25 protein-coding genes and 1 tRNA gene are annotated in these 25,664 nt (G+C 36.5%); 20 read left to right on the top strand and 6 right to left on the bottom strand.

Annotated features, from left to right (window positions below):
* The first annotated feature begins 90 nt into the window (after window positions 1-90).
* From KPL75_RS27405 to KPL75_RS08155, 6 genes are all read left to right on the top strand, one after another.
* Window positions 91-282 (top strand): DUF188 domain-containing protein, encoded by a 192-nt coding sequence (locus KPL75_RS27405; RefSeq protein ID WP_258237020.1) that lies wholly within the window; start codon window positions 91-93, stop codon window positions 280-282.
* Window positions 283-583: 301 nt separating this feature from the next.
* On the top strand, window positions 584-2,386 hold the full coding sequence (gene dnaG, locus KPL75_RS08175) for a DNA primase (protein ID WP_219920272.1): 1,803 nt from the start codon (window positions 584-586) through the stop codon (window positions 2,384-2,386).
* Between the two features lie 59 nt (window positions 2,387-2,445).
* On the top strand, window positions 2,446-3,573 hold the full coding sequence (rpoD, locus tag KPL75_RS08170; RefSeq protein WP_000764062.1) for an RNA polymerase sigma factor RpoD: 1,128 nt from the start codon (window positions 2,446-2,448) through the stop codon (window positions 3,571-3,573).
* A gap of 384 nt (window positions 3,574-3,957) precedes the next feature.
* Complete coding sequence (cccA, locus tag KPL75_RS08165) at window positions 3,958-4,314, top strand: cytochrome c550 (protein WP_002129130.1); 357 nt, start codon at window positions 3,958-3,960, stop codon at window positions 4,312-4,314.
* A gap of 167 nt (window positions 4,315-4,481) precedes the next feature.
* Entirely contained in the window at window positions 4,482-5,189 is a 708-nt protein-coding gene (locus KPL75_RS08160; RefSeq protein WP_219920271.1) for a tRNA (adenine(22)-N(1))-methyltransferase, read from the top strand.
* Window positions 5,186-6,307 carry a Nif3-like dinuclear metal center hexameric protein gene (locus KPL75_RS08155; protein ID WP_219920268.1) on the top strand — a complete coding sequence of 374 codons (1,122 nt, stop codon included), beginning with the start codon at window positions 5,186-5,188 and terminating at the stop codon, window positions 6,305-6,307. The genes KPL75_RS08160 and KPL75_RS08155 overlap by 4 nt, the downstream gene beginning before the upstream one ends.
* A gap of 41 nt (window positions 6,308-6,348) precedes the next feature.
* Here the strand turns inward: KPL75_RS08155 and KPL75_RS08150 are convergent, their stop codons facing one another.
* Both KPL75_RS08150 and KPL75_RS08145 read right to left on the bottom strand, forming a co-directional pair.
* On the bottom strand, window positions 6,349-7,299 hold the full coding sequence (locus KPL75_RS08150; RefSeq protein ID WP_219920264.1) for a 4-hydroxy-3-methylbut-2-enyl diphosphate reductase: 951 nt from the start codon (window positions 7,297-7,299) through the stop codon (window positions 6,349-6,351).
* Between the two features lie 89 nt (window positions 7,300-7,388).
* Window positions 7,389-8,150: a VrrA/YqfQ family protein gene (locus KPL75_RS08145; RefSeq protein ID WP_219920261.1), complete on the bottom strand. Its 762-nt coding sequence runs from the start codon at window positions 8,148-8,150 to the stop codon at window positions 7,389-7,391.
* A gap of 179 nt (window positions 8,151-8,329) precedes the next feature.
* On the opposite strand from KPL75_RS08145, the gene KPL75_RS08140 reads away from it, so the two are divergent.
* Window positions 8,330-9,640: a DEAD/DEAH box helicase gene (locus tag KPL75_RS08140; RefSeq protein WP_219920257.1), complete on the top strand. Its 1,311-nt coding sequence runs from the start codon at window positions 8,330-8,332 to the stop codon at window positions 9,638-9,640.
* A gap of 257 nt (window positions 9,641-9,897) precedes the next feature.
* Window positions 9,898-10,794 carry a deoxyribonuclease IV gene (locus KPL75_RS08135; protein ID WP_219920255.1) on the top strand — a complete coding sequence of 299 codons (897 nt, stop codon included), beginning with the start codon at window positions 9,898-9,900 and terminating at the stop codon, window positions 10,792-10,794.
* 19 nt (window positions 10,795-10,813) lie between these two features.
* On the opposite strand, the gene KPL75_RS08130 is transcribed toward KPL75_RS08135, so the two are convergent.
* Window positions 10,814-11,068 (bottom strand): DUF2624 domain-containing protein, encoded by a 255-nt coding sequence (locus KPL75_RS08130; protein WP_219920253.1) that lies wholly within the window; start codon window positions 11,066-11,068, stop codon window positions 10,814-10,816.
* Window positions 11,069-11,219: 151 nt separating this feature from the next.
* On the opposite strand from KPL75_RS08130, the gene KPL75_RS08125 reads away from it, so the two are divergent.
* The 4 genes from KPL75_RS08125 to KPL75_RS08110 all read left to right on the top strand — a co-directional run bounded on the left by KPL75_RS08125 (window position 11,220) and on the right by KPL75_RS08110 (window position 14,309).
* Entirely contained in the window at window positions 11,220-12,098 is an 879-nt protein-coding gene (locus KPL75_RS08125; RefSeq protein WP_219920251.1) for a YitT family protein, read from the top strand.
* Window positions 12,099-12,278: 180 nt separating this feature from the next.
* The gene (locus KPL75_RS08120; RefSeq protein WP_219920249.1) at window positions 12,279-13,049 is read left to right on the top strand and encodes a metal ABC transporter ATP-binding protein; all 771 of its coding nucleotides are present in this window, start codon (window positions 12,279-12,281) and stop codon (window positions 13,047-13,049) included.
* A complete protein-coding gene (locus KPL75_RS08115) occupies window positions 13,049-13,882 on the top strand; it encodes a metal ABC transporter permease (protein ID WP_219920247.1) in 834 nt (277 codons plus the stop codon). Before KPL75_RS08120 ends, KPL75_RS08115 begins: the two co-directional genes overlap by 1 nt.
* A gap of 13 nt (window positions 13,883-13,895) precedes the next feature.
* Complete coding sequence (locus tag KPL75_RS08110) at window positions 13,896-14,309, top strand: Fur family transcriptional regulator (RefSeq protein WP_071747162.1); 414 nt, start codon at window positions 13,896-13,898, stop codon at window positions 14,307-14,309.
* A gap of 84 nt (window positions 14,310-14,393) precedes the next feature.
* Here the strand turns inward: KPL75_RS08110 and ispG are convergent, their stop codons facing one another.
* From ispG to KPL75_RS08095, 3 genes are all read right to left on the bottom strand, one after another.
* The gene (ispG, locus tag KPL75_RS08105; protein ID WP_219921084.1) at window positions 14,394-15,497 is read right to left on the bottom strand and encodes a flavodoxin-dependent (E)-4-hydroxy-3-methylbut-2-enyl-diphosphate synthase; all 1,104 of its coding nucleotides are present in this window, start codon (window positions 15,495-15,497) and stop codon (window positions 14,394-14,396) included.
* A 165-nt stretch (window positions 15,498-15,662) separates the two neighbouring features.
* The gene (locus KPL75_RS08100; RefSeq protein ID WP_219920245.1) at window positions 15,663-16,022 is read right to left on the bottom strand and encodes a hypothetical protein; all 360 of its coding nucleotides are present in this window, start codon (window positions 16,020-16,022) and stop codon (window positions 15,663-15,665) included.
* A 65-nt stretch (window positions 16,023-16,087) separates the two neighbouring features.
* Window positions 16,088-16,855, bottom strand: a complete 768-nt coding sequence (locus KPL75_RS08095) for a DUF1189 domain-containing protein (protein ID WP_219920244.1) — start codon at window positions 16,853-16,855, stop codon at window positions 16,088-16,090.
* Window positions 16,856-17,094: 239 nt separating this feature from the next.
* On the opposite strand from KPL75_RS08095, the gene KPL75_RS08090 reads away from it, so the two are divergent.
* The 8 genes from KPL75_RS08090 to pstB all read left to right on the top strand — a co-directional run bounded on the left by KPL75_RS08090 (window position 17,095) and on the right by pstB (window position 25,620).
* Window positions 17,095-17,168, top strand: a tRNA-Ile gene (locus KPL75_RS08090).
* Window positions 17,169-17,392: 224 nt separating this feature from the next.
* Window positions 17,393-18,004, top strand: a complete 612-nt coding sequence (gene sodA / locus KPL75_RS08085; protein WP_219920242.1) for a superoxide dismutase [Mn] — start codon at window positions 17,393-17,395, stop codon at window positions 18,002-18,004.
* A 120-nt stretch (window positions 18,005-18,124) separates the two neighbouring features.
* Window positions 18,125-19,402: an MFS transporter gene (locus KPL75_RS08080; RefSeq protein ID WP_219920240.1), complete on the top strand. Its 1,278-nt coding sequence runs from the start codon at window positions 18,125-18,127 to the stop codon at window positions 19,400-19,402.
* Between the two features lie 109 nt (window positions 19,403-19,511).
* Window positions 19,512-21,644 carry a peptidoglycan D,D-transpeptidase FtsI family protein gene (locus tag KPL75_RS08075; protein WP_219920238.1) on the top strand — a complete coding sequence of 711 codons (2,133 nt, stop codon included), beginning with the start codon at window positions 19,512-19,514 and terminating at the stop codon, window positions 21,642-21,644.
* A 368-nt stretch (window positions 21,645-22,012) separates the two neighbouring features.
* Entirely contained in the window at window positions 22,013-22,930 is a 918-nt protein-coding gene (locus KPL75_RS08070; RefSeq protein ID WP_219920236.1) for a PstS family phosphate ABC transporter substrate-binding protein, read from the top strand.
* A 27-nt stretch (window positions 22,931-22,957) separates the two neighbouring features.
* Entirely contained in the window at window positions 22,958-23,908 is a 951-nt protein-coding gene (pstC, locus tag KPL75_RS08065; RefSeq protein WP_219920234.1) for a phosphate ABC transporter permease subunit PstC, read from the top strand.
* A 1-nt stretch (window position 23,909) separates the two neighbouring features.
* A complete protein-coding gene (gene pstA, locus KPL75_RS08060; protein ID WP_070144872.1) occupies window positions 23,910-24,776 on the top strand; it encodes a phosphate ABC transporter permease PstA in 867 nt (288 codons plus the stop codon).
* A 28-nt stretch (window positions 24,777-24,804) separates the two neighbouring features.
* Window positions 24,805-25,620, top strand: a complete 816-nt coding sequence (pstB, locus tag KPL75_RS08055; protein ID WP_002111857.1) for a phosphate ABC transporter ATP-binding protein — start codon at window positions 24,805-24,807, stop codon at window positions 25,618-25,620.
* Window positions 25,621-25,664: the final 44 nt, after the last annotated feature.

The following is a 25,664-nucleotide window of genomic DNA, read 5'->3' as shown; positions in this document are numbered from 1 at the left end:
AAGACATGTATTTACGTTAAATCGACAAAATCTAGACAAGAAAACGCACATTATGGAAGGATTCACAGAAGGGATGTAGAATACAGAAATATGCAAAACATCAGCAAGATATTAGTTGGTGCAGATGCGTATCCCGTGAAGAATGCAATTGTGCAAGTTGGAACAAAATTTTATGTCGAAATTTTGTTTGTCACATCCTATGCTCATCGTTTAAGAAAACAGCAAGGTAATTGGGTCTATGTAGATTCTGAGCAAGGTGAAGTTGGCTGTTATATTTATTAACATGCAAAAGCTACAGATCTCATGATCATACAGGTTATAGTGCTTGCTAGTCTTCTTGTGAAAAAGGAGTATATGTATTGTCTCCAAGAGATACATTTGTAACAGATGAGCAAATGTATACAATTTTATATAGTAGTATGTATCTGCGAATTTACGCAGACAGGGACTTATACGAAAAGTCCAAAATCGTTTACACAATGTGATCGACAGTACTTTCTAACAAATTTAGAAAAAAATTGTCGAATTATAAAGGAATCTTTTAATTTATATCGAATACAAAATACGACACGGAGATGGAGTTATGGGGAACAGAATTCCCGAAGAAGTTGTTGAACAGATTCGGACATCATCTGATATTGTAGAAGTGATTGGTGAGTATGTTCAACTTAGAAAGCAGGGACGTAACTATTTCGGCCTTTGTCCATTTCATGGTGAGAATTCTCCTTCATTCTCTGTTTCATCTGATAAGCAAATTTTTCATTGCTTTGGATGTGGAGAAGGTGGAAATGTCTTTTCTTTTCTTATGAAAATGGAAGGACTTGCTTTCACCGAGGCTGTTCAAAAGCTTGGCGAAAGAAATGGAATTGCAGTTGCAGAATATACATCAGGGCAAGGACAACAACAACAACAAGACATATCTGATGACACTGTCATCATGCAACAGGCTCATGAACTTTTGAAAAAGTATTATCATCATTTATTAGTAAATACAGAAGAAGGAAATGAAGCACTTTCATATTTATTAAAACGTGGTATTACAAAAGAGATGATTGAGAAATTTGAAATTGGTTATGCATCACAAGCTTGGGATGCAGCAACGAAAATTTTACAAAAAAGAGGTTTGTCGCTATCTAGTATGGAACAGGCTGGCCTTCTTGTAAGAAGTGAGAAGGATGGCAGTCATTATGACCGCTTCCGCGGAAGAGTTATGTTTCCGATTTATACTTTACAAGGTAAGGTGATAGCGTTTAGTGGAAGGGCGTTAGGAGATGACACTCCGAAATATTTAAATAGTCCTGAAACACCGATTTTTTACAAAAGTAAGTTGTTGTATAATTTCCACCAAGCAAGGCCGTTTATTAGAAAACGTGGGCAGGTTGTCCTTTTTGAAGGTTATGCCGATGTACTAGCCGCGGTGAAAAGTGGTGTGGAAGAAGCTGTTGCGACAATGGGAACAGCCTTAACTGAAGAACAAGCGAAACTTCTGCGACGTAACGTTGAAACTGTTGTTCTTTGCTATGATGGTGATAAAGCAGGGCGAGAAGCGACGATGAAAGCAGGGCAATTACTATTGCAAGTTGGTTGCCAAGTGAAAGTTACATCCTTGCCAGATAAGCTTGACCCTGATGAATATGTGCAACAATATGGAACAACCGCTTTTGAAAATCTTGTGAAATCAAGTATAAGTTTTGTTGGTTTCAAAATAAATTATTTGCGTTTAGGGAAAAATTTGCAAGATGAGTCTGGCAAAGAAGAATATGTAAAAAGTGTTTTAAAAGAGTTATCATTGCTACAGGATGCGATGCAGGCGGAATCATATTTAAAATCATTATCGCAAGAATTTTCGTATTCAATGGAAACACTTTTGAATCAATTGCACCAATATCGCAAAGAACAAAAGGTACAGCAAAAACAAATAAAGCAGGTTTCTAAACCATCTCAAATTGTTCAAACGAAGCCGAAGTTAACAGGTTTTGAAAGGGCAGAAAGAGAAATTATTTACCATATGTTGCAAAGTGCAGAAGTGGCAGTGCGTATGGAAACTCATATAGAAGATTTTTATACAGAAGAACATAAAGGGATTTTATATGAACTATACGCATATTATGAAAAGGGAAATGAACCCTCAGTCGGAACATTTTTAAGTTGGCTCTCTGATGAAAAGTTGAAAAATATTATCACTGATATTTCGACGGATGAATTTATTAATCCAGAATACACAGAAGAAGCGTTGCAAGGCCATTTGGAGGCGCTCAGACGTCATAAGGAAAAACTTGAAAAGATGGAGATTATCTTTAAAGTAAAACAAATGGAAAAAACAGATCCTGTAGAGGCTGCTAAATATTATGTAGCGTATTTACAAAATCAAAAAACAAGAAAATAGCTTTTTCGATAAAATTTTAGTATAATGAATGTTTGTATCTCGCGTAAGGAGGGGAACAGATGGCTGACAAACCAGCTCGTTCTAAACAAATTGAAACTGAAATGACCCTTGAGCAAGTGAAAGAACAACTCACTGAGCTCGGAAAAAAACGTGGCGTTCTTACATATGAAGAGATTGCAGAACGCATGAATGGATTTGAAATTGAATCCGACCAAATGGATGAATATTATGAATATTTAGGTGAACAAGGAATTGACTTAGTTGGTGACAATGACAACGACGAAGGTCCTAATAATCGCCAAATTACAAAAACGGAAGAAGAATTCGACCTTAATGATTTAAGTGTGCCACCAGGTGTGAAAATCAATGATCCTGTTCGTATGTACTTAAAAGAAATTGGTCGCGTTGACTTACTATCCGCTGAAGAAGAAATTCGACTTGCGACACGTATTGAAGAAGGCGATGAAGAAGCAAAACGCCGTCTTGCAGAAGCAAACTTACGTCTTGTAGTAAGTATTGCAAAGCGTTACGTGGGCCGCGGTATGCTTTTCTTAGACTTAATCCAAGAAGGAAATATGGGTCTAATTAAAGCGGTTGAAAAATTCGACTATCGTAAAGGTTTTAAATTTAGTACGTATGCAACTTGGTGGATTCGCCAAGCTATTACACGTGCGATTGCAGACCAAGCGCGAACAATTCGTATTCCAGTTCATATGGTTGAAACCATTAATAAGTTAATTCGTGTACAACGTCAATTATTACAAGATTTAGGACGCGAACCATCTCCTGAAGAGATTGGTGAAGAAATGGATCTTGCTCCAGAAAAAGTACGCGAAATCTTAAAGATTGCACAGGAGCCAGTTTCTCTTGAAACACCAATTGGTGAAGAAGATGACTCCCATTTAGGTGACTTTATTGAAGACCAAGAAGCAACATCGCCTGCGGACCATGCAGCGTATGAATTGCTAAAAGAACAATTAGAAGATGTGTTAGATACACTAACAGATCGTGAAGAAAATGTTCTGCGTCTTCGTTTTGGTTTAGATGATGGACGAACTCGTACGCTTGAAGAAGTTGGGAAAGTATTCGGCGTAACGAGAGAACGTATTCGTCAAATTGAAGCGAAAGCACTTCGCAAATTAAGACATCCGAGCCGTAGTAAACGTCTTAAGGATTTCTTAGAATAGGTTATTTTGAGTTTACTTCACGATTGTGAAGTAAACTTTTTTCTTTTGTTAATTTTTATTAAAATTTATCTATCGGCAACGATTACAATTTCTTGTAATTTATTTTACAGAATTGTCTTTTGATTTGCAAATGCTCATTTTTCGATTTTTCGATTAATTTTGTTTATTCTATACAAAATAATATGTAGAAAAGTAAAAAATATGATGAGAAACGTTAGTAATTATCGAAATAATATGCGATATAATAGTGAAAATCAATAAAATGAATTTACGGAATATTTTTTACAATTAGTAGTTTACTCTTTTATGATAGAGTGTTTTCAAGTACAATATAAATGACTGAATCATCTAACTATTTAGTGGTATAGAGGGGGGAGAAGAGATATGAAACGTAATCCGTTGATTCCGTTCGCTCTTATTGCAGCATTGGGTATTATCGTTATGTTTGTATTTTCATTTCAGGGGCTAAATAAATCTAAAGAGTTAGCTGATGCAAAAAATGGCGGGAAGCCAGCACAAACAGCATCAAAGCCAGAGGATATTGTAAAGCAAAGCTGTACGAGCTGTCATGGTGATCAGTTACAAGGGGCGGTAGGACCTAATTTACAAAAAATTGGTGGGAAACTTTCGAAAGATGAAATTAAAGAAGTTATTTCAAAAGGAAAAGGAAATATGCCGCCAAATATAGTTCCAGCTGATCAAGCGGCAAAAGTAGCTGATTGGTTATCGAAGAAAAAATAAAGTTTCGTATTACAAGCCTTTTGCTTTTGTGCAAAAGGCTTGTTTTTCTATACTTTCTAAAATACGATTAGTAATAGAGAATTGAAGTATTGTTATGGACTTGCAACAACTACTATAAATTCATTATCATGGAGACAGACTGACAAGAGAAGGAGTAATGGAAATACATGAATGAAGTAAAGCTTTCGAAACGATTAGAAGAAGTTGTGAGGGAGATTCCGGTAGGCTCTACAGTAGCTGATATTGGATCGGATCATGCGTATTTACCGTGTTATACAATTATAAATAATATTGCTACAAAAGCAGTTGCAGGAGAGGTTGTAGATGGACCGTTTCGCTCTGCACAAGCAACTGTAGCTGAAAGTGGCTTACAAGATAAAGTAGACGTTCGTAAAGGGAATGGATTAGCTGTTATCGCGCCAGGAGAAGTAGATGTTATTACGATTGCTGGTATGGGTGGAGCGTTAATTCGTGACATCTTAGAAAGTGGTAAAGAAAAATTAGAAGGTGTAACACGTTTAATCTTACAGCCGAATATTGCAGCACACCATATCCGTGAATGGTTTATTGAAAACGGATGGGAGCTTATCAGTGAGAAAATTGTAATAGAAGACGGAAAGATTTACGAGATTTTAGTCGGAGAGCGAGGAGATACAGCAGTACCTTACTCTGAAAATAAACAAGTTGAATTGTTTATGGGGCCATTTCTAATAAAAGAAAAAAGTGAAGCTTTTGTTGAAAAGTGGGAAGGGGAATTGAAAAACTTCCAAAATATTTTAAAACAGTTAGAGCGTGCAGCAGAGTCTGAAGAGACAAAAGCGAAGCGCGCAGAAGTAGAAGCGAAAATGAAAATGATAGGAGAGATTTTATCATGAGTAAAATTCCGAATGGCCATGAAATTATTTCTTTATTTGAAGGTATGTATCCGAAGCATTTAGCGATGGAAGGGGATAAGATTGGCTTACAGATTGGAGCGCTTAATAAACCTGTGCAGCACGTATTAATTGCATTAGATGTAACTGAGGGAGTTGTGGACGAGGCGATCCAATTAGGAGCGAATGTCATTATAGCGCATCATCCTTTAATCTTTAATCCGTTAAAAGTGATTCATACAGATAAGGCGTACGGAAGAATTATTGAAACGTGTATTAAAAATGATATTGCAATTTATGCCGCACATACAAATGTAGATATTGCTAAGGGCGGGGTAAATGATTTACTTGCTGATGCGTTAGGGTTACAAAATACAGAAGTATTAGCTCCTACATATGCAGAAGAAATGAAAAAAATTGTTGTATTTGTACCAGTAACTCATGCGGAAGAAGTGCGTAAAGCACTAGGAGACGCAGGCGCTGGTCATATCGGCAATTATAGCCACTGTACGTTCAGTAGCGAAGGGTCAGGCGCGTTTGTACCTCAGGAGGGAACAAATCCTTATATCGGGGAAACTGGGCAGCTAGAACGTGTGGAAGAGGTACGTATCGAAACGATTATTCCAGCTTCACTACAAAGAAAAGTTATGAAAGAGATGTTAGCAGCTCATCCATACGAAGAAGTGGCTTATGATGTGTATCCGCTTGATAATAAAGGCGAAACATTAGGTCTCGGAAAAATAGGATATTTACAAGAAGAAATGACGCTTGGGCAGTTTGCAGAACATGTGAAACAATCATTAGACGTGAAGGGTGCAAGAGTTGTTGGAAAGTTAGATGATAAAGTGCGTAAAGTCGCTGTACTTGGTGGAGATGGCAACAAATATATAAATCAAGCGAAATTTAAAGGGGCAGATGTATATGTAACAGGTGACATGTATTATCATGTTGCTCATGACGCAATGATGCTCGGTTTAAATATAGTTGACCCAGGACATAACGTTGAAAAAGTAATGAAGCAAGGTGTGCAAAAGCAATTGCAAGAAAAAGTGGATGCAAAGAAATTTAATGTGCAAATTCATGCTTCGCAGTTACATACGGATCCTTTTTCGTTTGTATAAGAAAAATAAAAACCGTTGCTCAATTAGGGCAACGGTTTTTATTATTGTTGTTTTTTTACTTTTACACGTGGCAATATCTTTTGAAGCGGTACTTTTCGAATTCTTTCCCAAGTAGCCGGATTCATTGGATCATATTGCTCTAAGAAAGCGATAACTTCTTTCGTGATTGGCGTTGGAGTAGAAGCGCCAGCTGTAACTGCGACATTTTCTATACCTTGTAGCCACTCTAATTGAATTTCACTTACATCTGCAACACGATATGCTGTTGTGCCAGCGATTTCTTGTGATACTTGTGCTAAGCGATTTGAATTGTTACTTTTCGGATCACCAACAACAATTGTTAAATCTGCGACGTCAGCTTGTTTAGCGACAGCTTCTTGGCGAACTTGAGTTGCTAAACAAATTTCTTTATGAAATTCTGCTGTTGGGAATTTTTTCTGAATGTCTTCCATTAAATGTTGAACGTCCCATTGGCTCATCGTTGTTTGATTCGTAACTAAAATTTTATCCGTTGGGATTTCTAATGTTTTTAAATCATCGGCTCTTTCGATAAGGTGAACGATGTCAGGTGCAATACCAACTGCGCCTTCTGGTTCTGGATGGTTTTTTTTGCCGATATAAATGACATGGTAACCTTCAGCTTTCTTTGCTTCAATAAGGTCATGTGTTTTTGTAACATCTGGACAAGTTGCATCGATTGTTGTTAAACCTTTTTCTTTTGCACGTTGTTTAACTTCTGGAGAAACACCATGTGCAGTGAAAATAACAGTACCAGAATCGATTTTATCTAAAATTTCTAATCGACTTGGACCGTCTAATGTAATGATGCCATCTTCTTCGAACGCATCTGTTACATGTTTGTTGTGAACAATCATGCCTAAAATATAAATAGGTCTCGGTAATGATGTATCTAATGCGGCGTTACGTGCAATAACCATCGCGTCAACAACACCGTAGCAATAACCACGAGGGGAAATTTTAACAATTTTCATGTGAGTAATCCTCTCCTTCTAAACAAGGGATACTTTTGTGCATAGTCTTTTACATTATAAAGGAGGAGTGGATAGAAAACAAAGGATTGTTACACATATAGTTTTGGTTTTGTTGCTATTTGTTGAACAGGCTCCTCTGGTGATTCTTTTTCTATGACTGGCTCAATCACTATTTTTTTTCTTTTCCGTTTTCTTTTTTGGGGTGGAGGAGGTGGAGTTGCTACTTCAACCTTTTCTGTTAGGTCTTCAGTTTGACTCTCTTCCGTACTTTTTCCAGAGGTGAGGATTTGAACAATGCTTGGTAGGTTACGCATAATGGGACTGTACTGTTCGACGACAGGACCTACAGATTGGACGACTTGGGATACTTTTTCGATATTGCTTATCATATTAGTTGGATTCGAAATTAGGTTCGAAAAAAAACTTCCGATGCCGCTGCTTGATGTTGCTGCAGCTGTAGTTGATGCTGCGCCGCGCGTTTCATTTGATTCATACATTTGAGGCGGTATCATTTGTTGGGGATGATGCTGCTGCATGTATGGTTGATATTGTTGATATTGTTGATATTGCTGGTGTTGCTGGTGTTGCTGATGTTGCTGGGGGTATTGTTGTTGATATTGCGGTTGATATTGCTGGGGCGATTGCTGATGCATCATCGGTGGTCCTTCCATTTGTCGATAAGGCGGGACCATTTGCATGAAAGGTTCGGTGGGATCGTGTTTTTTAAAGAGTTTAGAAAGAAAACCTTTCTTTTTTTGTGCCATTGGTGGTAGTTGTGGAATTGGGTATGGTGTATAAGAATGCTGTCCTTGATTAGGATACATTTGCCCTATTGGGGATTTCGGATACATATGAGAAATCCTCCTTTCTTCAGTTAGGTATATACACATACAATATGCAATGGAAGGAAAGAAGGTTAGTTTTTGCGATAAAAACCTAAACTAAAGATGGATTTTACTTGTAGATTTCGATATAATGTAGACTTGACTGATTTGTGCGCAGTAGAAATTTTAGAAAGAAGGTGTAACTTATGACACTACAAACTTTTACACAGTATGATTTTAAACCATTTTTAATAGATGCAATTCGTGAACTACGCTTTTCAGAGCCGACAGGGATTCAAAAGAAAATTTTCCCAGTCGTGAAAAAAGGTGTGAGTGTAATTGGACAATCCCAAACTGGTTCTGGGAAAACACATGCATACTTACTTCCTACATTAAACAGAATTGATGCAAGTCGCGAAGAAGTACAACTTGTTATTACAGCGCCTACTCGTGAGTTAGCGCAACAAATTTATCAAGAAATTGTGAAATTAACAAAGTTCTGTGCAGAAGATCAAATGATTACAGCACGTTGCTTAATTGGTGGAACTGATAAACAACGATCAATTGAAAAGCTGAAAAAACAACCTCATATTGTAGTTGGAACGCCAGGACGTATTAAAGACTTAGTAGAAGAAAAGGCGCTATTTGTTTATAAAGCGGATACTATTATTGTCGATGAAGCGGATTTAATGCTTGATATGGGATTCATTCAAGATGTAGATAAAATTGCAGCACGTATGCCTAAAAACCTGCAAATGTTAGTTTTCTCTGCAACAATTCCTCAAAAATTAAAACCATTTTTGAAGAAATATATGGAGAATCCAGAACATATTCATATTAATCCGAAGCAAGTTGCAGCAGGAAATATTGATCATTACCTTGTGCCTTCAAGACACCGTAATAAAACTGAATTAGTGAAAAATATGCTACTTCAATTTAAACCATATTTAGCAATTATCTTTACAAACACAAAGAAGAAGGCTGATGAAGTAGCCGATGGATTAGCAGAACGTGGGTTAAAAGTAGGGCGTATACACGGTGATTTATCACCACGTGACCGTAGAAAAATGATGAAACAAGTTCGTGATTTAGAGTTCCAATACATTGTCGCAACAGATTTGGCGGCACGCGGTATTGATATTGAAGGAATTAGCCATGTTATTAACTATGAACTTCCACCAGATTTAGATTTCTTCGTTCACCGTGTTGGAAGAACTGCACGTGCGGGTCATTCAGGTATTGCAGTGACGATTTATGATCCAGCAAACGAAGAAGCATTAGATAGCTTAGAAAAACAACGTAATATCGAGTTTAAGCATGTAGATTTACGCGGAGATGAATGGGCGGATTTAGGTGACCGTCGTCGTCGTAAGAGCCGTAAAAAACCAAATGATGGACTAGATGTTATGGCAACAAAAGTTGTTAAAAAGCCAAAAAAAGTAAAACCAAACTATAAACGCAAACTTGCAACAGAACGTGACAAAGTGAAGAAAAAATATAGTAATAAAAAAAGATAAGGGATTTCCCTTATTTTTTTTATTTATTTATCTCACTACTTGAGAGAAAATCGATTAATGCAGACTAATAATTAGTGAGGGGTAGAAAAAACGTTGACTAAAGTTTCACTTTATCCGGTTAATTTAATTGTAAACTAAATATCATTAGAATAGTCAGTTTAGTTTATGTAGTGCCTTTTGTGTGAACAAACAATTCACTACATATTTCTACAAATTATGCTATCATTATATCTATTGTATATTGAAGAGGTGATTGTATGTTAAAGATTGGATCTCATGTTTCAATGAGTGGAAAGAAGATGTTATTAGCGGCAAGTGAAGAGGCTGTTTCATACGGTGCAACAACGTTCATGATTTATACAGGTGCGCCACAAAATACACGAAGAAAACCAATTGAAGAATTGAATATAGAAGCAGGAAGAAAACATATGGAATTAAACGGTATCGAGGAAATTATCGTTCATGCTCCGTATATTATTAATGTTGGGAATACGACGAAACCTGAGACGTTCCAATTAGGTGTTGATTTCCTGCGTATGGAAATTGAAAGAACGGCAGCATTAGGGGTAGCAAGACAAATTGTTCTTCACCCAGGAGCTCACGTTGGTGCAGGAGCAGATGCTGGTATTCAACAAATTATTAAAGGGCTTAATGAAGTAATAACGCCAGAACAAACGGTTAATATTGCGCTAGAAACGATGGCAGGAAAGGGAACAGAATGTGGTCGTAGCTTTGAAGAAATTGCGAAAATTATTGATGGTGTGAAATATAATGAAAAACTATCTGTATGTTTTGATACGTGTCATACGCATGATGCAGGTTATGACCTTGTAAATGATTTTGACGGTGTGTTAAACGAATTTGATAAAATTGTTGGGATAAATCGTTTACAAGTACTTCATATTAACGATAGCAAAAATGTCCGCGGAGCTGGAAAAGACCGTCATGAAAATATTGGTTTTGGTCATATTGGCTATAAGGCATTGCATCACATTGTGCATCACCCACAACTTACGCACGTACCAAAAATTCTTGAAACACCGTATGTAGGTGAAGATAAAAAAGATAAGAAGCCACCATATAAATTAGAAATCGAAATGCTGAAAAATGGTACTTTTGATGAAGGAATTCTTGAAAAAATTAAAGCGCAATAAGGAGGGGATTTTCCCCTCCTTATTTTAATAGCTGCTGAAATAAAGTATTTACTTGTTGGGCAGTGGCAGGAGAAGTTACTTTAGCGATTTGTTTTAACAAATCTAGTCGCTCGATATTATCGTAAATGTTAATATTTTTCCCTTTCATAAGTAAAACGATTTTATCAGCTTGTGCAGTTGTGATTGGAACTTCGTATTCTTTACTATATTTCAATAACTCTTTTGTGGAAATATGATTTAATTTTTTGTTTACAATTTGTTTAATGAGGTTCATCGTGTTGTCCTCCTTTACACGTTCTTCTATCGAAATATATGTACGCATAGCTTGTACATATTCGTATAAAGGTGCATTTTTTCAATGGGAAAAAGAAGCGTATGTTATAATATAAGGACAAAACTATAGATAAAGAGTATAAGGAGGACTTATGGAAAAAAAGCAACATCGAAAAGAAAGTGTTATTCATCTTGTATATCGTTTAGTTATGATTGTCTTTGGGGCAGCGTGTGCGGCGGTAGCGATTGAACTATTTTTAATGCCAAATAAAATTATTGATGGTGGAATTATTGGTATTTCTCTTATATTAGATTATCTTACTCCTAATATTTGGTGGCTAAGTTTTTCTACTTTAGTTGTTATCCTAAACATTCCGTTTATGTACTCTGGGTATAAACAAATTGGAAAAACATTCATGTTATCTTCAGCATTCGGAATTGTAGCTTTAGCATTTATTGAATCAACGTTGCATGCTATCCCGCCATTTACAACTGAGCCAATTTTAGCAACAGTTTTTGGTGGCCTTATTTTAGGGCTTGGTGTAGGGCTTGTTATTCGTCATGGTGGATCGTTAGACGGAACAGAGATTATGGGAATTCTATTAACGAAGAAATTACCGTTTTCTGTTGGTGAATTCGTAATGTTTGTGAACTTATTCATTTTTGCATGGGCAGCATTTGTATTTGGTGTTGAACAAGCGATGTATTCTGTTATGACGTACTATATCGCATTCAAAACAATTGATACGGTAATTCAAGGATTGGACGAAACGAAAGCAGTTTTAATAGTATCGGATCAATATGAGGAAGTATCAAATGCAATTTTACATCGCCTTGGTCGTGGAACAACAAAACTTGTTGCTAAAGGTGGCTATACAGATAAAGAAAAAGAAGTTATTTATGCAGTTGTAACACGTCTGGAAGTGACGAAGTTAAAATCAATTGTGCATGAAATTGATGAAAACGCATTTGTTACGATTATGAATACGCAAGAGACAAATGGTGGTAAGTTTAAATCAGCAATTCACTAAAAAGTTAACTGTAATATCTTTTGAAAGCAGAGAATTCTTCTCTGCTTTTTGTTATAATAATAAGGTTTCTTGAAATAAAGAATATATTTTAGGCAGATTGGTTTACAACTATAATAAGCTGTACTATAATTCAAATAGAGATAAATCGGAATCATTCTGAATTAAAATAGGTGAGATAATATGAATAATATATTGGAAATAGAAGGATTAACGTTTCGATATGAAGATCGCAACGTGCTAGAAGATATTAATTTGCAAGTTCCGAAGGGAGCTTTTTTAGGTTTAGTTGGACCAAATGGTTCAGGGAAATCGACTTTACTTAAATGCTTATTGGGTGTTTTAAAACCAAAGCAAGGAAGTATTCGATTGTTTGGCATTGATAGTAAGAAATTTAAAGAGTGGAATAAAGTTGGTTATGTATCCCAAAAGGCAAGTAGTTTTAACTCAGGTTTCCCGGCAACTGTTTTTGAAGTTGTTTCAATGGGGCTCGTTTCGAAAAAGGGGCTTTTTCGCTTTTTTACGAAAGACGATAATGCGAAAGTAGAAAAAGCGATTGCTGATGTAGGCATGAGTGAGTTTCGAGGTCGCAACATTGGAGAACTTTCTGGTGGACAACAACAGCGTGTATTTATTGCTCGTGCACTTGTAAGTGCTCCGGAATTGCTTATTTTGGACGAACCTACTGTTGGGATCGATGTGAAAAATGTGGAAAGCTTCTATGAGATACTAGAGGATTTAAACAAAAGGCTCGGGATTACGTTAATTCTTGTTACGCACGATATGGGTGCTGTAACAGAGAAGGTGACGCATGTTGCATGTTTAAATCAGCATCTACATTTCCATGGGAATGTAGAGAAATTCCGAGAGTTAGAAGATGCAGAAATGTCGATTTTATATGGACATCATGTTCATCGCTTAGAACATGAACATGGGCATCACGGGAGGATATAATGATACAGGATTTTTTACAATATGATTTTTTACGTAATTCTTTATACGCTGGTGTTTTAATAGGGCTTGTCGGACCACTTATCGGCGTGTTCGTTGTAATTCGCCGCATGTCGCTTATTGCGGATGCATTAAGCCATGTTACGTTATCAGGAATTGCAGCTAGTTTATTACTTGAAAAGACAATCTTTACTGGTGGGTTTTTAAACCCTTTATATATGGGAATGTTTTTTTCAATCGGTGGAGCATTGCTAATTGAAAAATTACGTACTGTATATAAACATTATCAAGAGTTAGCAATTCCGATTATACTTTCAGCTGGGATGGGAATCGGTGTTATTTTTATTTCACTTGCAAATGGATTTAACACAGATTTATTTAGTTATTTATTTGGTAGTGTAAGTGCTGTGACAAGTACGGATTTAATTATTATCGGTGTTGTAGCAATTGTTGTTATTGCAACGATTGTTTTATTATACAAAGAGTTGTTTTTACTATCATTTGATGAGGAATACGCTGTATCAACCGGTTTGAGTGCAAAGTGGATTCACTTTATTTTCATTATATTAGTTGCTCTTGTAATTGCGGTATCGATGCGTGTTGTGGGTGTTCTTCTCGTATCATCTTTAATGACGTTACCAGTTGCAGCAAGTATTCGTATTGCAAAAGGATTTAAACAAACAATTTTCTTTTCCGTTTTATTTGGTGAAATTGCAGTAATTGGTGGAATGTTTGCTTCGTATCAACTTGATCTAGCACCAGGTGGTACAATTGTTATGATAGCGGTTCTTATTTTAATCGGTGCGATTTTATGGAAGAAGAAAAAAACTGCATAAAGTAGGGATAGGTATGAATCTAACAGAAGCTTTACGCCTAATGAAGGAAAAAGGATACAAACATACGGGGAAAAGGGAAGAGATGCTAAGATTATTCGCGGCGCATAATCGTTATTTAACCGCAAAAGATGTTTTAGAACATATGAAGGATGATTATCCAGGACTTAGTTTTGATACGATTTATCGTAACCTAACGGTTTTTGCTGAAATTGGTGTTTTAGAGCAAACCGAGTTAAATGGTGAAAAGCATTTTCGTTTTACGTGTTCTATTATGGAACATCATCATCATTTCATTTGTTTAGATTGTGGTGGTACGAAAGAAATCACTTCTTGCCCAATGGATTTTATGAATAAAGATTTTAAAGGTTATGAGGTAACTGGGCATAAATTTGAAATATATGGTCGTTGTCCAAAATGTGCAAAATGAGAGGGCTCGTCGGTTATATAACTGACGAGCTTTTAATTTAAATGTAAAAAAGGTTGCTCACAAAAATTGTAGGCAACCTTTTTTTTATTGTTCTTGTTTTTCTTTTTCTTTATCTCGTTCGGCAGCCATTTCAGCAGCGATTACATCAATTTCTTTTTTCAGTTCTTCTACCATTGTTTCTTCTGGTACTTTACGAACGACTTGCCCTTTACGGAATAATAAACCTTCTCCGCGTGCACCAGCAATGCCGATGTCAGCTTCACGAGCTTCACCCGGACCGTTTACGGCGCAGCCGAGTACTGCAACCTTAATTGGAACTTTAAGCGTAGAGATGTATTCTTCGACTTCATTAGCAATGCTAATGAGGTCGATTTCAATACGACCACAAGTTGGACAAGAAATAAGTGTTGCGGCATTAGATGCAAGGCCGAATGACTTTAATAGTTCACGTGCAACTTTTACTTCTTCAACTGGATCAGCACTTAAAGAAATACGAAGTGTATTTCCGATGCCTTTACTTAAAATTGCTCCAAGACCGGCGGCGCTTTTTACAGTTCCAGCAAACAATGTTCCTGATTCTGTAATACCTAAATGTAATGGATAATCAAAAGCGCGAGCAGCTTTTTCGTATGCTTCAATTGCTAAGTTAACATCAGAGGCTTTCATTGATACGATAATATCGTGGAAATCTAAGTCCTCTAAAATTTTAATATGGTGCAGTGCGCTCTCGACCATACCATCAGCAGTTGGATATCCATACTTTTCTAAAATATGACGTTCTAATGAGCCGGCATTTACACCGATACGGATTGGAATGCCACGCTCTTTCGCTGCATTTACAACAGCTTCTACTTTATGGCGACGTCCAATGTTACCTGGATTGATACGTACTTTATCAATGCCGCCTTCGATTGCTTTTAAAGCAAGGCGATAATCAAAATGAATATCAGCAACAAGTGGAATGTTGATTTGTTTTTTAATATCAGCAATAGCATTTGCTGCGCGTTCGTCTGGAACAGCAACACGAACAACTTGACAGCCAGCTTCTTCTAAACGTTTAATTTCAGCAACTGTAGCCTCAACATCATGCGTTTTTGTTGTTGTCATACTTTGTATAATTAATTCATTGTTACCGCCAATTGTTAAATTACCGACTTTAACTGGACGTGTTTTTGTACGTTGAGTCATTTCATTCACGAATTGATCGCTCTCCTTATAAAAGAAGTTTCTTATTTTAGTCCCTTACATCAATGATAGTATGTGTGAGAAAGGGCTATAGAAACCAAAGTACTCGGTTTCACTTTTACTATTGTATCAGCGCCTTTATGTAATTGACAAGGATTAAGTGATTGCTTATTGATATAACGGGAATTTATAAGACTTTCCAACTTGGATTTTTGTAGCAGATGTATTTTTATTTAATTGCTTAAAATCATCAATTACTTTTTCAATAGAAGGAATTTTTTTCTTATTAATCGCTTCTGTAATAGAAAGAACTGTATCGCCAGTTTTTACTTCGATTGCTTTATAAACTGTATCCGTTTCTGTTTCTTTCTCTTTATTTTGTTTTGCATCTGTATTTTCTTTTTTTATCGTTTGGGCAGCAGAGGTTTTTTTGTATGAACTTAACATCGGTAAAGTACCGATTTTTATGTCGTAATAAAATATATAACCGAGGACAAGCACGAATAAGAGTACACCTAATCTCTTCATATCCTTCACTCCTTTGCTAGGAATATATGCTTGTCCAAAAAAAAAATGCCTATTTAGGCATTTTTTTATAGTTCTTGTTTTTCTTTCGGTTTTGGAACTTCTTTAATTGTTAAATATAGAACGATTAAAACAACTGCAATGTAAATGAATGTTGCACCAGGTACGTTTATTTTGAATAAATCCATAATCATAAAGAAGAGTGTTGGAATTGTGTAGCTGTAAGCAGTTAATGTCCAAACTTGTTTATAAGATAATTTGCGTTGACCGCTCATCGCAGAACCGATGAAGGCAAGCAATGTAACTCCTACAAAGGTAATAAATAATTGGAACAAGTACAGTAAGACCCCAATAACGAATAATAAGATTGGATAAATACTGTCAAATAACGAAATGAAATCTTGTAAATCTTTTTTCTCAAGAGATGCGCCTAATAAGTCATTATAGGAGTATGTTTGGGTTTGACCATTTCCCATGGAGACTACTTTATCTTTTAAAACAAATAAACCTGTTTTATTTTGATATTTTTCTAAGTCTGTTGAATTTGGATCAAATACGAAAAGGGCATTTCCGTCTTCTTTTTCGATAGGTTGATCAATATCAGCTTGTAGCTCGCCGTTTTCGATTTTGAAATCAGGTAAATCTTTTTCGATTACTGTATTTACCATATTAACACCATCTTGGATGACGCTACCGTACAAGAAAGTTCTTGGAATAGTAGTGATTAGGCAAAGAAGCATAATATACAAGATGGTTTTACCGATCTTTTGAAAACGGAAAAGTGCCATATCTTTAGGCGAATATACACTTTTTGCTAGCTGTGTAAAAATGGACATAGATTCACTTCCTTTATGTATGTATAAAATCATTGTAACGTACGAATCTAGAGAAGCTCAAGATATATTATATTTACATATAGTAGAGAGGACTAAATTTCTTCTTATTAATTTACTTCTTTTAGTAGAGAAAAATACAATTGACACTTTTCTTTTGTATATGGTAAATTTATCTTACATTTTTCAAACGATATATCCGATGGGAATTTAGTTGTTTTTAATGGTACATACATAATCGTGGACCCTTAGCTCAGTTGGTTAGAGCAGACGGCTCATAACCGTCCGGTCGTAGGTTCGAGTCCTACAGGGTCCATATCCATTTCACATGTTTATTATGTCAGCAGGAAGCTTCCTTGTAGAAGGAAGTTTTTTTTACGGAATATATGAGCATTTTAATTGAAAAGAAGTGGGAATTTTGCTACTTTAATGATAGCAAGACAAAGCGATTTATTTGTTTGCACCCTATGGCAATTAGGGTAGAATGAAGTTGTAGGTCACATATGTAGTGACAATACATAAACCGGGAGGAATATAACAATGGCAAAACACGAATTACCAAATTTACCTTATGCGTATGATGCTTTAGAACCTCACTTTGATAAAGAAACAATGAACATCCATCATACAAAACATCACAACACGTATATTACAAACTTAAACGCTGCTTTAGAAGGTCATGCAGAATTAGCAGACAAAAGCGTTGAAGAATTAGTTGCAAACTTAAACGAAGTACCTGAAGCAATCCGCACAGCAGTACGTAACAATGGTGGCGGACATGCTAACCATACATTCTTCTGGACAATCCTATCTCCAAACGGCGGGGGACAACCAGTAGGCGAACTTGCAACTGCGATTGAAGCGAAATTCAGTAGCTTCGACGCATTCAAAGAAGAATTCGCAAAAGCTGGCGCAACTCGCTTCGGTTCTGGTTGGGCTTGGTTAGTAGTAAACAATGGTGAGTTAGAAGTAACAAGCACTCCAAACCAAGATTCTCCTTTAACTGAAGGTAAAACTCCAGTTATCGGTTTAGATGTTTGGGAGCATGCTTACTACTTAAATTACCAAAACCGTCGTCCTGACTACATCGGTGCATTCTGGAACGTTGTAGATTGGAACGTTGCTGAAAAACTTTACCAAGAAGCAAAGTAATTAAAGTTAATACAGCTAGAAAAAAGCTAGGATTTTCTCCTAGCTTTTTTCTATGCTCTCCTTTTACATAATTGAGCTTGTCTTTGGAAGACTAGAAGATGAAGTAAAGGAGAGTTGTGTATGAAGTGGAAACATGTAATTGGTGATGTTGAAGTGAATCGGGATTTAGTATTATTGCTCGTTATAGGAGGTTTATACACGCTCGCAATTTCTTTATCGAATACGTTTGTAAACATTTATTTATGGAAGCAAACACAAAATTATGTAAATCTGGGCTTGTATAATTTGGCCAGCGTTGTATTGCAGCCTCTAACATTTCTTGTGGGCGGGAAATTAGCGAAACGTATTGATCGCTCGATTTTATTGCGAATCGGTGTAGGCACGTTAGCTGTTTTTTTTATCGTCGTTTTAGTAGCGGGAAAAAGTGCATCTCACTATATTTTACTAATGGGAGCCCTTTTAGGAGTTGGTTATGGTTTCTATTGGCTCGCTTTTAACTTGTTGACATTTGAGATTACAGAACCAGAAACAAGAGATTTTTTTAACGGTTTTCTCGGACTTCTTACATCTTTCTCTGGAATGATTGGACCGATAGCAGCAGGATATACAATTTCACGTATGGAAAAATGGAGCGGTTATACTGTCGTTTTCTTCCTCTCGTTAATGCTATTTGCGGTTGCAGTCGTTCTAAGCTTTTTTTTATCGAAGAGGGAATGTGAAGGACGCTATGAAATTGTGCAAGTATTGAAAGAGCGGCAAGTTGATGAAAACTGGGGAAGAATTACGCGTGCTCATTTCTTCCAAGGTTTGAGAGAGGGAACGTTTATTTTCGTTATTTCGGTATACGTCTATTTAGCATCTGGTAGCGAGTTAGCACTAGGGAAGTATAGTTTAGTGAATTCTGCAGTATCATTTGTATGCTATTATTTAGTTGCTCGTCTGTTAAAGAAAGAATGGCGAAAAAAAGCAATTTTACTTGGTGGCATTATTTTATATGCGGTCGTATTCTTAGTTATTTTCAATGTTACATATACGAAATTACTTATTTATGCAGCATGTATCGCGGTTGCATATCCCATTTTACTCGTTCCGTACGGATCCATGACATACGATGTAATCGGTAGAGCAAAACAGGCGAGGGAATGGCGTGTAGAATATGTAGTTGTCAGGGAATTATGGTTAAATGCCGGAAGAATTTGTTCCATTTTAAGTTTTTTATGTGCTGTCATATTCTTTCCTCCTGAAAAAAGTTTACCGTTCTTACTATGTATTTTAGGAGCTGGACATTTTCTTATTTATTTTGCAGTTAAAAATGTCAAATATGATGAGGGAAATGGGAACAAAACCAGCGTTGTAGCGCAAGGAACCACGCAGAATCAAACTGAACCAGAAGGTTAACTTATCGTTTGTTTTATGCTAGAATAGAAAAAGATGTAAGACAGCAGTGAGGGCACCTGTATGAAGGTGTCCCTTTCACATTACATAGCTGTTGGTAGAGGGGGTTTGTATGAGCAAGAAGCAGAAAAAGAACCAGACAAAGACAAAAACCCACGTTCCCTTTCGGTTAAACGTGTTGTTTTTTTGCGTGTTTTTAATGTTCTCCGCGGTTATTGTAAGGCTTGGATACGTACAAATTGTTCGTGGCGAGGAATATAAAAATGAAGTTGAGAAAAAAGAAAATTCAACGATAAGTAATCCTGTACCACGCGGGAAAATATTTGATCGTAATGGGCAACCAGTCGTAGATAATGAGCCTATTCGTACAATTACATTTACAAAAATGAAGGGATCAACTGCAGATGATCGCTTAGAAACGGCGAAAAAGTTAGCAGATTTGATTGATGTCCCAACAGATAAGTTAACAGATCGCGATAAAAAAGATTATTGGCTTGCTTTACATAAAGAAGAAGCAAAAGCAAAAATCACAAAAAAAGATCGTGAAGAGTTGAAAGCGAATAAAATTGAAGAGAAAGAGCTAGATGAGCGTCAACGAAATCGTGTAACAGAAGAAGAGATTAGTCAATTTTCAGCAAAAGATTTAGAAATACTGGCAATTAAAAGTAAGATGGAAAGCGGATATGCAATGACGCCGCAAATCGTTAAAAAAGATGCAACACCGGAAGAATATGCGATTATTAGTGAAAATTTAGCGAAATTACCAGGTGTAGATACAAATGTCGACTGGGAACGAAAATATAAGTATGATGATACGTTCCGAAGTGTACTTGGTGGTGTAACGACTGCTGATGAAGGGTTACCGAGAGAGCGATTAGATTACTACCTTGTTCGCGATTATAATCGTAATGATCGCGTAGGGAAAAGTTACCTTGAGCAACAATATGAAGATAGTTTACACGGTACAAAATCCGAAGTGAGAAATGTTACAGATAAAGACGGAAATATTTTAGAAACTATTAATGTGTCACAAGGACAACGAGGTAACGATTTGAATTTAACAATCGATATGGAATTACAAAAGCGCGTAGAAGAAATTCTTGCGAAAAACTTAATGAGATTTAAAGGGAGCGAACCTCTTTTAGACCGTGCATTCGTTGTAATGATGAACCCGAAAAATGGTGAAGTTTTATCTATGGCGGGGAAACAATTAGTTAACGAAGATGGTCAAACGAAAGTAAATGATTTCGCATTAGGAACGATGACGAGTTCTTATCCGATGGGTTCAACTGTAAAAGGTGCGACAGTACTTACGGGATATCAAACTGGTGCGATTCAACCTGGATCTGTACAGTTAGATGAACCGATTAGATTAAAAGGGACACCTACGAAGTCATCTTGGAAAACGATGGGGTATATTAATGACCTTACAGCGTTAAAACAGTCTTCTAACGTTTATATGTTTAAAACAGCGATGAATATCGCTGGGGTTCCATACGTACGAGGTGGTACGTTAGATATCCCGCAAAAAGCATTCGATACTATGCGTTACTATTTTGGCCAGTTTGGACTTGGTGTGAAAACAGGAATTGATTTGCCGAATGAAACTGCTGGTCAAATGGGTAGAGGAAATCAACCAGGTTTCTTATTAGATTTATCAATCGGGCAGTATGATACGTATACACCGCTTCAATTAGCACAATATATTTCGACGATTGCCAATGGTGGATATCGTATGCAACCGCAAGTTGTAAAGGAAATTCGTCAGCCATCGGCGAAGCCCGAGGAAGTTGGAAAAGTTGTTCAATCCATGGAACCGAAAGTATTAAATCGTGTTGATATGCCTGAATCACAAATTAAACGTGTTCAAGAAGGATTTAGACAAGTGTATAACGATACAGGTGGTACAGCTACAAAATACTTTACTGGTGCAAAATATAAAGCTGCAGGGAAAACTGGTACAGCGCAAACTGTATATGGCGGAGATAAAGAGATTGGTAAAAAAGCAGATGGTCAGCGTGTGGAGACTTATAACTTAACATTAGTAGGTTATGCCCCGCTCGAAGATCCAGAAGTAGCATTTTCTGTTGTTGTGCCATGGGTACATGATGATAAAACAGGGATTAATGGATATATTGGTCGTGAAATAATGGACGCTTACTTTGATTTGAAAAAACAAGCATTAACTGGTGAAGCTCCAAAAGATGAAAAAGAGAAAAAAAGTAATGCACAAGATGATGAATAAAAAAGTTGTAAAAAAAGCACACTATCTGAAAAGATAGTGTGCTTTTTTTTATGCTTTATGCATATGGTCTAGTAAATGTGGACAAGCGTAAAATGTTGAAAAAACATGTAGTTTCAAAAACGATGAACACAATAAGATTAGTGGATACGCTCTAAGTTTGTCTTGTGTGATAGAAGATAGCAGTTTTATGGATGATTAGAAAATTTCCTGCATCTAAAGTACAAAAGTGAAAATAAAGTTTGTGTATACAGTTGTTTTTGTGGAACTTTACAAAACTTTTACAAACAATTAAAACCGAATTAATAGTTTAGCAGTATTCTTATATCTGTAATCCTGTTATTTCCGGTTACTTCTAGGAGGAAGAACACGTGAAATGGATGAGCACATCGATTAAAGTTTTGACATTATCGACATGTTTCCTTTGTTTTAATATGTCTACTGCATTCGCTACAAATGAAATGGGAGAAGTGAGAGTTGATGGATCCTCAACGGTTTTTCCTATTATAGAGGCAGTAGCAGAGGAATATACAAAGGCCCATCCAAACGTGAAAATTTCTATTAGTATTTCTGGGACAGGAGGAGGATTTAATCGTTTCAGTAAAGGAGAAGTAGATATAAACAATGCTTCGAGATTGATGAAACCGGTAGAAGAAAATGAAATGCAGAAAAACTCCATTCAATTTACACCATTTGAGGTTGCTTATGATGGTCTAACGATTGTTGTGAATCGTCAAAATACGTGGGTAAACAATATGACGATAGACGAGTTACGTCTATTATGGAGTGAAAATGGAAGATTGAAACGATGGTCACAAATTCATTCATCATGGCCACGTGAACAAGTTAAATTTTATGCGCCAGGCGTAGACTCAGGTACTTATGATTATTTCCAAAATGTTGTCTTACAAAATAATCGCCTTGTAAAAAAGGTTTCTTTGTCTGAAGACGATCAAGTTATTATGCAAGGGGTAATGAATGATAAAAATGCCATTGCTTTTGTAGGATATGCTTATTATATGGCCAATCGAGATAAGGTAAAAGCAATACAGGTGGATGGTGTATTTCCAACGAAAGAGACCATTCAATCGGGTATGTATAAGCCCTTATCTAGGCCGCTATTTACGTATGTGAATCATGCATCTATCAGAAATAAAATTAATGTAGAAAATTATGTTGAGTTTATGATTAAGCATGTTGGAAGCCTTGCTGAAGAGGTCGGATATGTAAAATTACCAAAAGAAAAATATAATGAACAGCTGCGAATGTTAACAGAAATAAAAAGGTAATGTCAGGGTGGAAAGGGGTTTTCATCTTTGGCTCATAATGACAAAAGTCAAATTACATTTTCTGTACAACATTTGATTGAGAGAAATACAAATAGAAGAAAAAAAACGCAGCGAATCAATCGAATTGTTCCGTTAATACTAAAAGTCATTGCTAGCGTGTCCATTGTAACGACACTTGGAATTATTATTACGTTGGCAAATGAAACAATTATGTTTTTTCAAAAGATATCATTGTATTCTTTTTTGACAGAGAAAGAATGGTTACCTTTTTTTGAAGATCCGAAATTCGGTATATTACCACTTATATGTGGAACAATCCTTGTAACAGCAATTTCCATGTTCGTAGCAATTCCTATTGGTTTAGGTTGTGCCGTGTTTTTAAGCGAATACGCTTCGAATGGCGCTCGGAAAATATTAAAACCGTTGTTAGAGCTACTTGCCGGCATCCCGACAATTGTATATGGTTTTTTCGCGTTAACAGTTGTCACACCACTTTTACAACGCGTTATACCAGATTTGCAGTTTTTTAATGCTATTAGTCCGGGTATTGTTATAGGGTTCATGATGATCCCGACGATTGCGTCTCTCTCTGAAGATGCGATGAGAGCTGTAGAAAAAGGAATTAAAGAAGCCTCATTAGCGCTAGGAGCGACTCGTTTTGAGATGGTAAAACAAGTGGTGTTTCCATCGGCTTTTACGGGCATAATGGCAGCGATTATATTAGCAGCTTCCAGGGCGATTGGTGAAACGATGATTGTTGTTATTGCAGCTGGATCCACACCTAATGTATCGATAGATCCGACTCATTCTATTCAAACATTAACAGCCTATATTGTACAAGTGAGTTTAGGTGATGCTCCGCACGGAACGATTACTTATTACAGCATGTATGCTGTAGGTGCAACGCTATTTATGTTTACTTTTATGATGAATATCATTTCGCAATATATTATGCGCCGTTTTAGGAGGGTGACATAATATGCGAATGTTAAACCATAAAAAAATACAAGAAAATATGGCATCGCGTTTTTTAAAGGATCGGATTTACAAGTGTTTGTTTTATATAGCAATTTTATTTTCAGTAGTAATACTTTTTATATTGCTTTTTCAAATTTTTGAAAAAGGTATAAGTTATCTTTCAATAGATTTCTTTACAAACTTCGCCTCACGTAATCCGAGAGAAGCTGGGATTGTCGCTGCTTTGTCAGGAACAATACTATTTATGAGCATTGTTATACCGGTCTCTTTTATATTTGGAGTCGGAACAGCTCTTTATTTAGAGCATTATGCGAAGGAGTCCGTTTTTAAAAAGTTAATTGAATTAAATAATCAAACATTAGCAGGGGTACCTTCCGTTGTGTTTGGTTTACTCGGGTTAACTATTTTCGTATACGCTCTCCATTTAGGAGAGAGCATAATGGCAGCGGCACTGACGATGAGTTTACTCGTCTTACCAACTGTTGTTGTAGCTAGTCAAGAAGCGATTCGAACTGTGCCGAGCTCATTACTAGAGGCTTCTTACGGATTAGGTGCTACGAAGTGGCAAACGATGTATCAAATTGTATTGCCAGTAGCTTTACCAGGGATTGTAACGGGATGTACGTTAGCGGTATCGAGAGCAATTGGTGAGGCTGCACCATTATTAGTCATTGGGGCTCTTGCCTTTGCAAATTATGTTCCGTTCAGTATGTTTGATAGATTTACGGTTTTACCAATTCAAATTTTTAATTGGATGAGTAGACCACAAGAAGAATTTCAGTATGTAGCAGCAGCTGGGATGATTGTTTTGTTAGGGTTGCTGCTCTTTATAAATATATTTGTCTTATGGTTACGAAATCGAAAATAAGTTGGAAGTGGATGAAAGGGGAATTCAAATGGTAGCAACAGTAGTAAATGTACAGGTGAAAAACGAGAAAAAGATTGAGACAGCACCAAAAAAAGTGGTATTTGATACGAAAAATTTAAATTTATGGTACGGAGAAGACCACGCTTTAAAAGATATCAACTTAAGTATCCATGAGAATGAAGTAACAGCGATTATCGGTCCAAGTGGTTGTGGTAAATCAACGTACTTAAAAACACTAAATCGTATGGTAGAGTTAGTGCCTATCGTTCGAACTACGGGCGTTATCGAATATAGAGAACGAAACATATTCGAAAAGTCATATCCGGTTGAAGAATTACGTACGCATGTGGGTATGGTATTCCAAAAGCCAAATCCATTCCCAAAATCTATTTATGAAAATGTAGCATATGGCCCGAAAATCCATGGTGTTCGTGACAAAAAAACACTTGATGAAATCGTTGAAAAGAGCTTGCGCGGAGCAGCGATTTGGGATGAGTTAAAAGATCGTTTGCACGATAATGCATATGGTTTATCAGGTGGGCAGCAACAGCGCCTATGTATTGCACGCTGCTTAGCGATTGAGCCAGACGTAATTTTAATGGATGAACCAACATCGGCGCTAGATCCAATTTCAACATCAAAAGTAGAAGAGCTAATTCAGGAGTTAAAGAAAGACTTTAGTATTGTTATCGTGACGCACAACATGCAACAAGCAGCACGTATTTCAGATAAAACTGCTTTCTTCTTAAGTGGAGAAGTTGTGGAATATACAGATACGAACAAATTATTTACAACACCTACAGATAAGCGTACAGAAGACTACATTACAGGAAGATTTGGTTGATATCGCTAGCAAGGCTAAGAGTAAATGCCCCTTAACAGAGGGCA

The sequence above is a fragment of the Bacillus sp. NP247 genome (assembly GCF_018966865.1).
Classification (GTDB): domain Bacteria; phylum Bacillota; class Bacilli; order Bacillales; family Bacillaceae_G; genus Bacillus_A.
Note: the sequence above shows the minus strand (reverse complement) of the source record. Positions and strands in the feature narration are given on the sequence as shown.

Excerpts from the sequence above, each read along its gene's own strand:
- KPL75_RS27405 (WP_258237020.1), top strand. The coding sequence starts at position 91 with ATGCAAAACATCAGCAAGATATTAGTTGGTGCAGATGCGTATCCCGTG.
- dnaG (WP_219920272.1), top strand. The coding sequence starts at position 584 with ATGGGGAACAGAATTCCCGAAGAAGTTGTTGAACAGATTCGGACATCA.
- rpoD (WP_000764062.1), top strand. The coding sequence starts at position 2,446 with ATGGCTGACAAACCAGCTCGTTCTAAACAAATTGAAACTGAAATGACC.
- cccA (WP_002129130.1), top strand. The coding sequence starts at position 3,958 with ATGAAACGTAATCCGTTGATTCCGTTCGCTCTTATTGCAGCATTGGGT.
- KPL75_RS08160 (WP_219920271.1), top strand. The coding sequence starts at position 4,482 with ATGAATGAAGTAAAGCTTTCGAAACGATTAGAAGAAGTTGTGAGGGAG.
- KPL75_RS08155 (WP_219920268.1), top strand. The coding sequence starts at position 5,186 with ATGAGTAAAATTCCGAATGGCCATGAAATTATTTCTTTATTTGAAGGT.
- KPL75_RS08150 (WP_219920264.1), bottom strand. The coding sequence starts at position 7,299 with ATGAAAATTGTTAAAATTTCCCCTCGTGGTTATTGCTACGGTGTTGTT.
- KPL75_RS08145 (WP_219920261.1), bottom strand. The coding sequence starts at position 8,150 with ATGTATCCGAAATCCCCAATAGGGCAAATGTATCCTAATCAAGGACAG.
- KPL75_RS08140 (WP_219920257.1), top strand. The coding sequence starts at position 8,330 with ATGACACTACAAACTTTTACACAGTATGATTTTAAACCATTTTTAATA.
- KPL75_RS08135 (WP_219920255.1), top strand. The coding sequence starts at position 9,898 with ATGTTAAAGATTGGATCTCATGTTTCAATGAGTGGAAAGAAGATGTTA.
- KPL75_RS08130 (WP_219920253.1), bottom strand. The coding sequence starts at position 11,068 with ATGAACCTCATTAAACAAATTGTAAACAAAAAATTAAATCATATTTCC.
- KPL75_RS08125 (WP_219920251.1), top strand. The coding sequence starts at position 11,220 with ATGGAAAAAAAGCAACATCGAAAAGAAAGTGTTATTCATCTTGTATAT.
- KPL75_RS08120 (WP_219920249.1), top strand. The coding sequence starts at position 12,279 with ATGAATAATATATTGGAAATAGAAGGATTAACGTTTCGATATGAAGAT.
- KPL75_RS08115 (WP_219920247.1), top strand. The coding sequence starts at position 13,049 with ATGATACAGGATTTTTTACAATATGATTTTTTACGTAATTCTTTATAC.
- KPL75_RS08110 (WP_071747162.1), top strand. The coding sequence starts at position 13,896 with ATGAATCTAACAGAAGCTTTACGCCTAATGAAGGAAAAAGGATACAAA.
- ispG (WP_219921084.1), bottom strand. The coding sequence starts at position 15,497 with ATGACTCAACGTACAAAAACACGTCCAGTTAAAGTCGGTAATTTAACA.
- KPL75_RS08100 (WP_219920245.1), bottom strand. The coding sequence starts at position 16,022 with ATGAAGAGATTAGGTGTACTCTTATTCGTGCTTGTCCTCGGTTATATA.
- KPL75_RS08095 (WP_219920244.1), bottom strand. The coding sequence starts at position 16,855 with ATGTCCATTTTTACACAGCTAGCAAAAAGTGTATATTCGCCTAAAGAT.
- sodA (WP_219920242.1), top strand. The coding sequence starts at position 17,393 with ATGGCAAAACACGAATTACCAAATTTACCTTATGCGTATGATGCTTTA.
- KPL75_RS08080 (WP_219920240.1), top strand. The coding sequence starts at position 18,125 with ATGAAGTGGAAACATGTAATTGGTGATGTTGAAGTGAATCGGGATTTA.
- KPL75_RS08075 (WP_219920238.1), top strand. The coding sequence starts at position 19,512 with ATGAGCAAGAAGCAGAAAAAGAACCAGACAAAGACAAAAACCCACGTT.
- pstA (WP_070144872.1), top strand. The coding sequence starts at position 23,910 with ATGCGAATGTTAAACCATAAAAAAATACAAGAAAATATGGCATCGCGT.
- pstB (WP_002111857.1), top strand. The coding sequence starts at position 24,805 with ATGGTAGCAACAGTAGTAAATGTACAGGTGAAAAACGAGAAAAAGATT.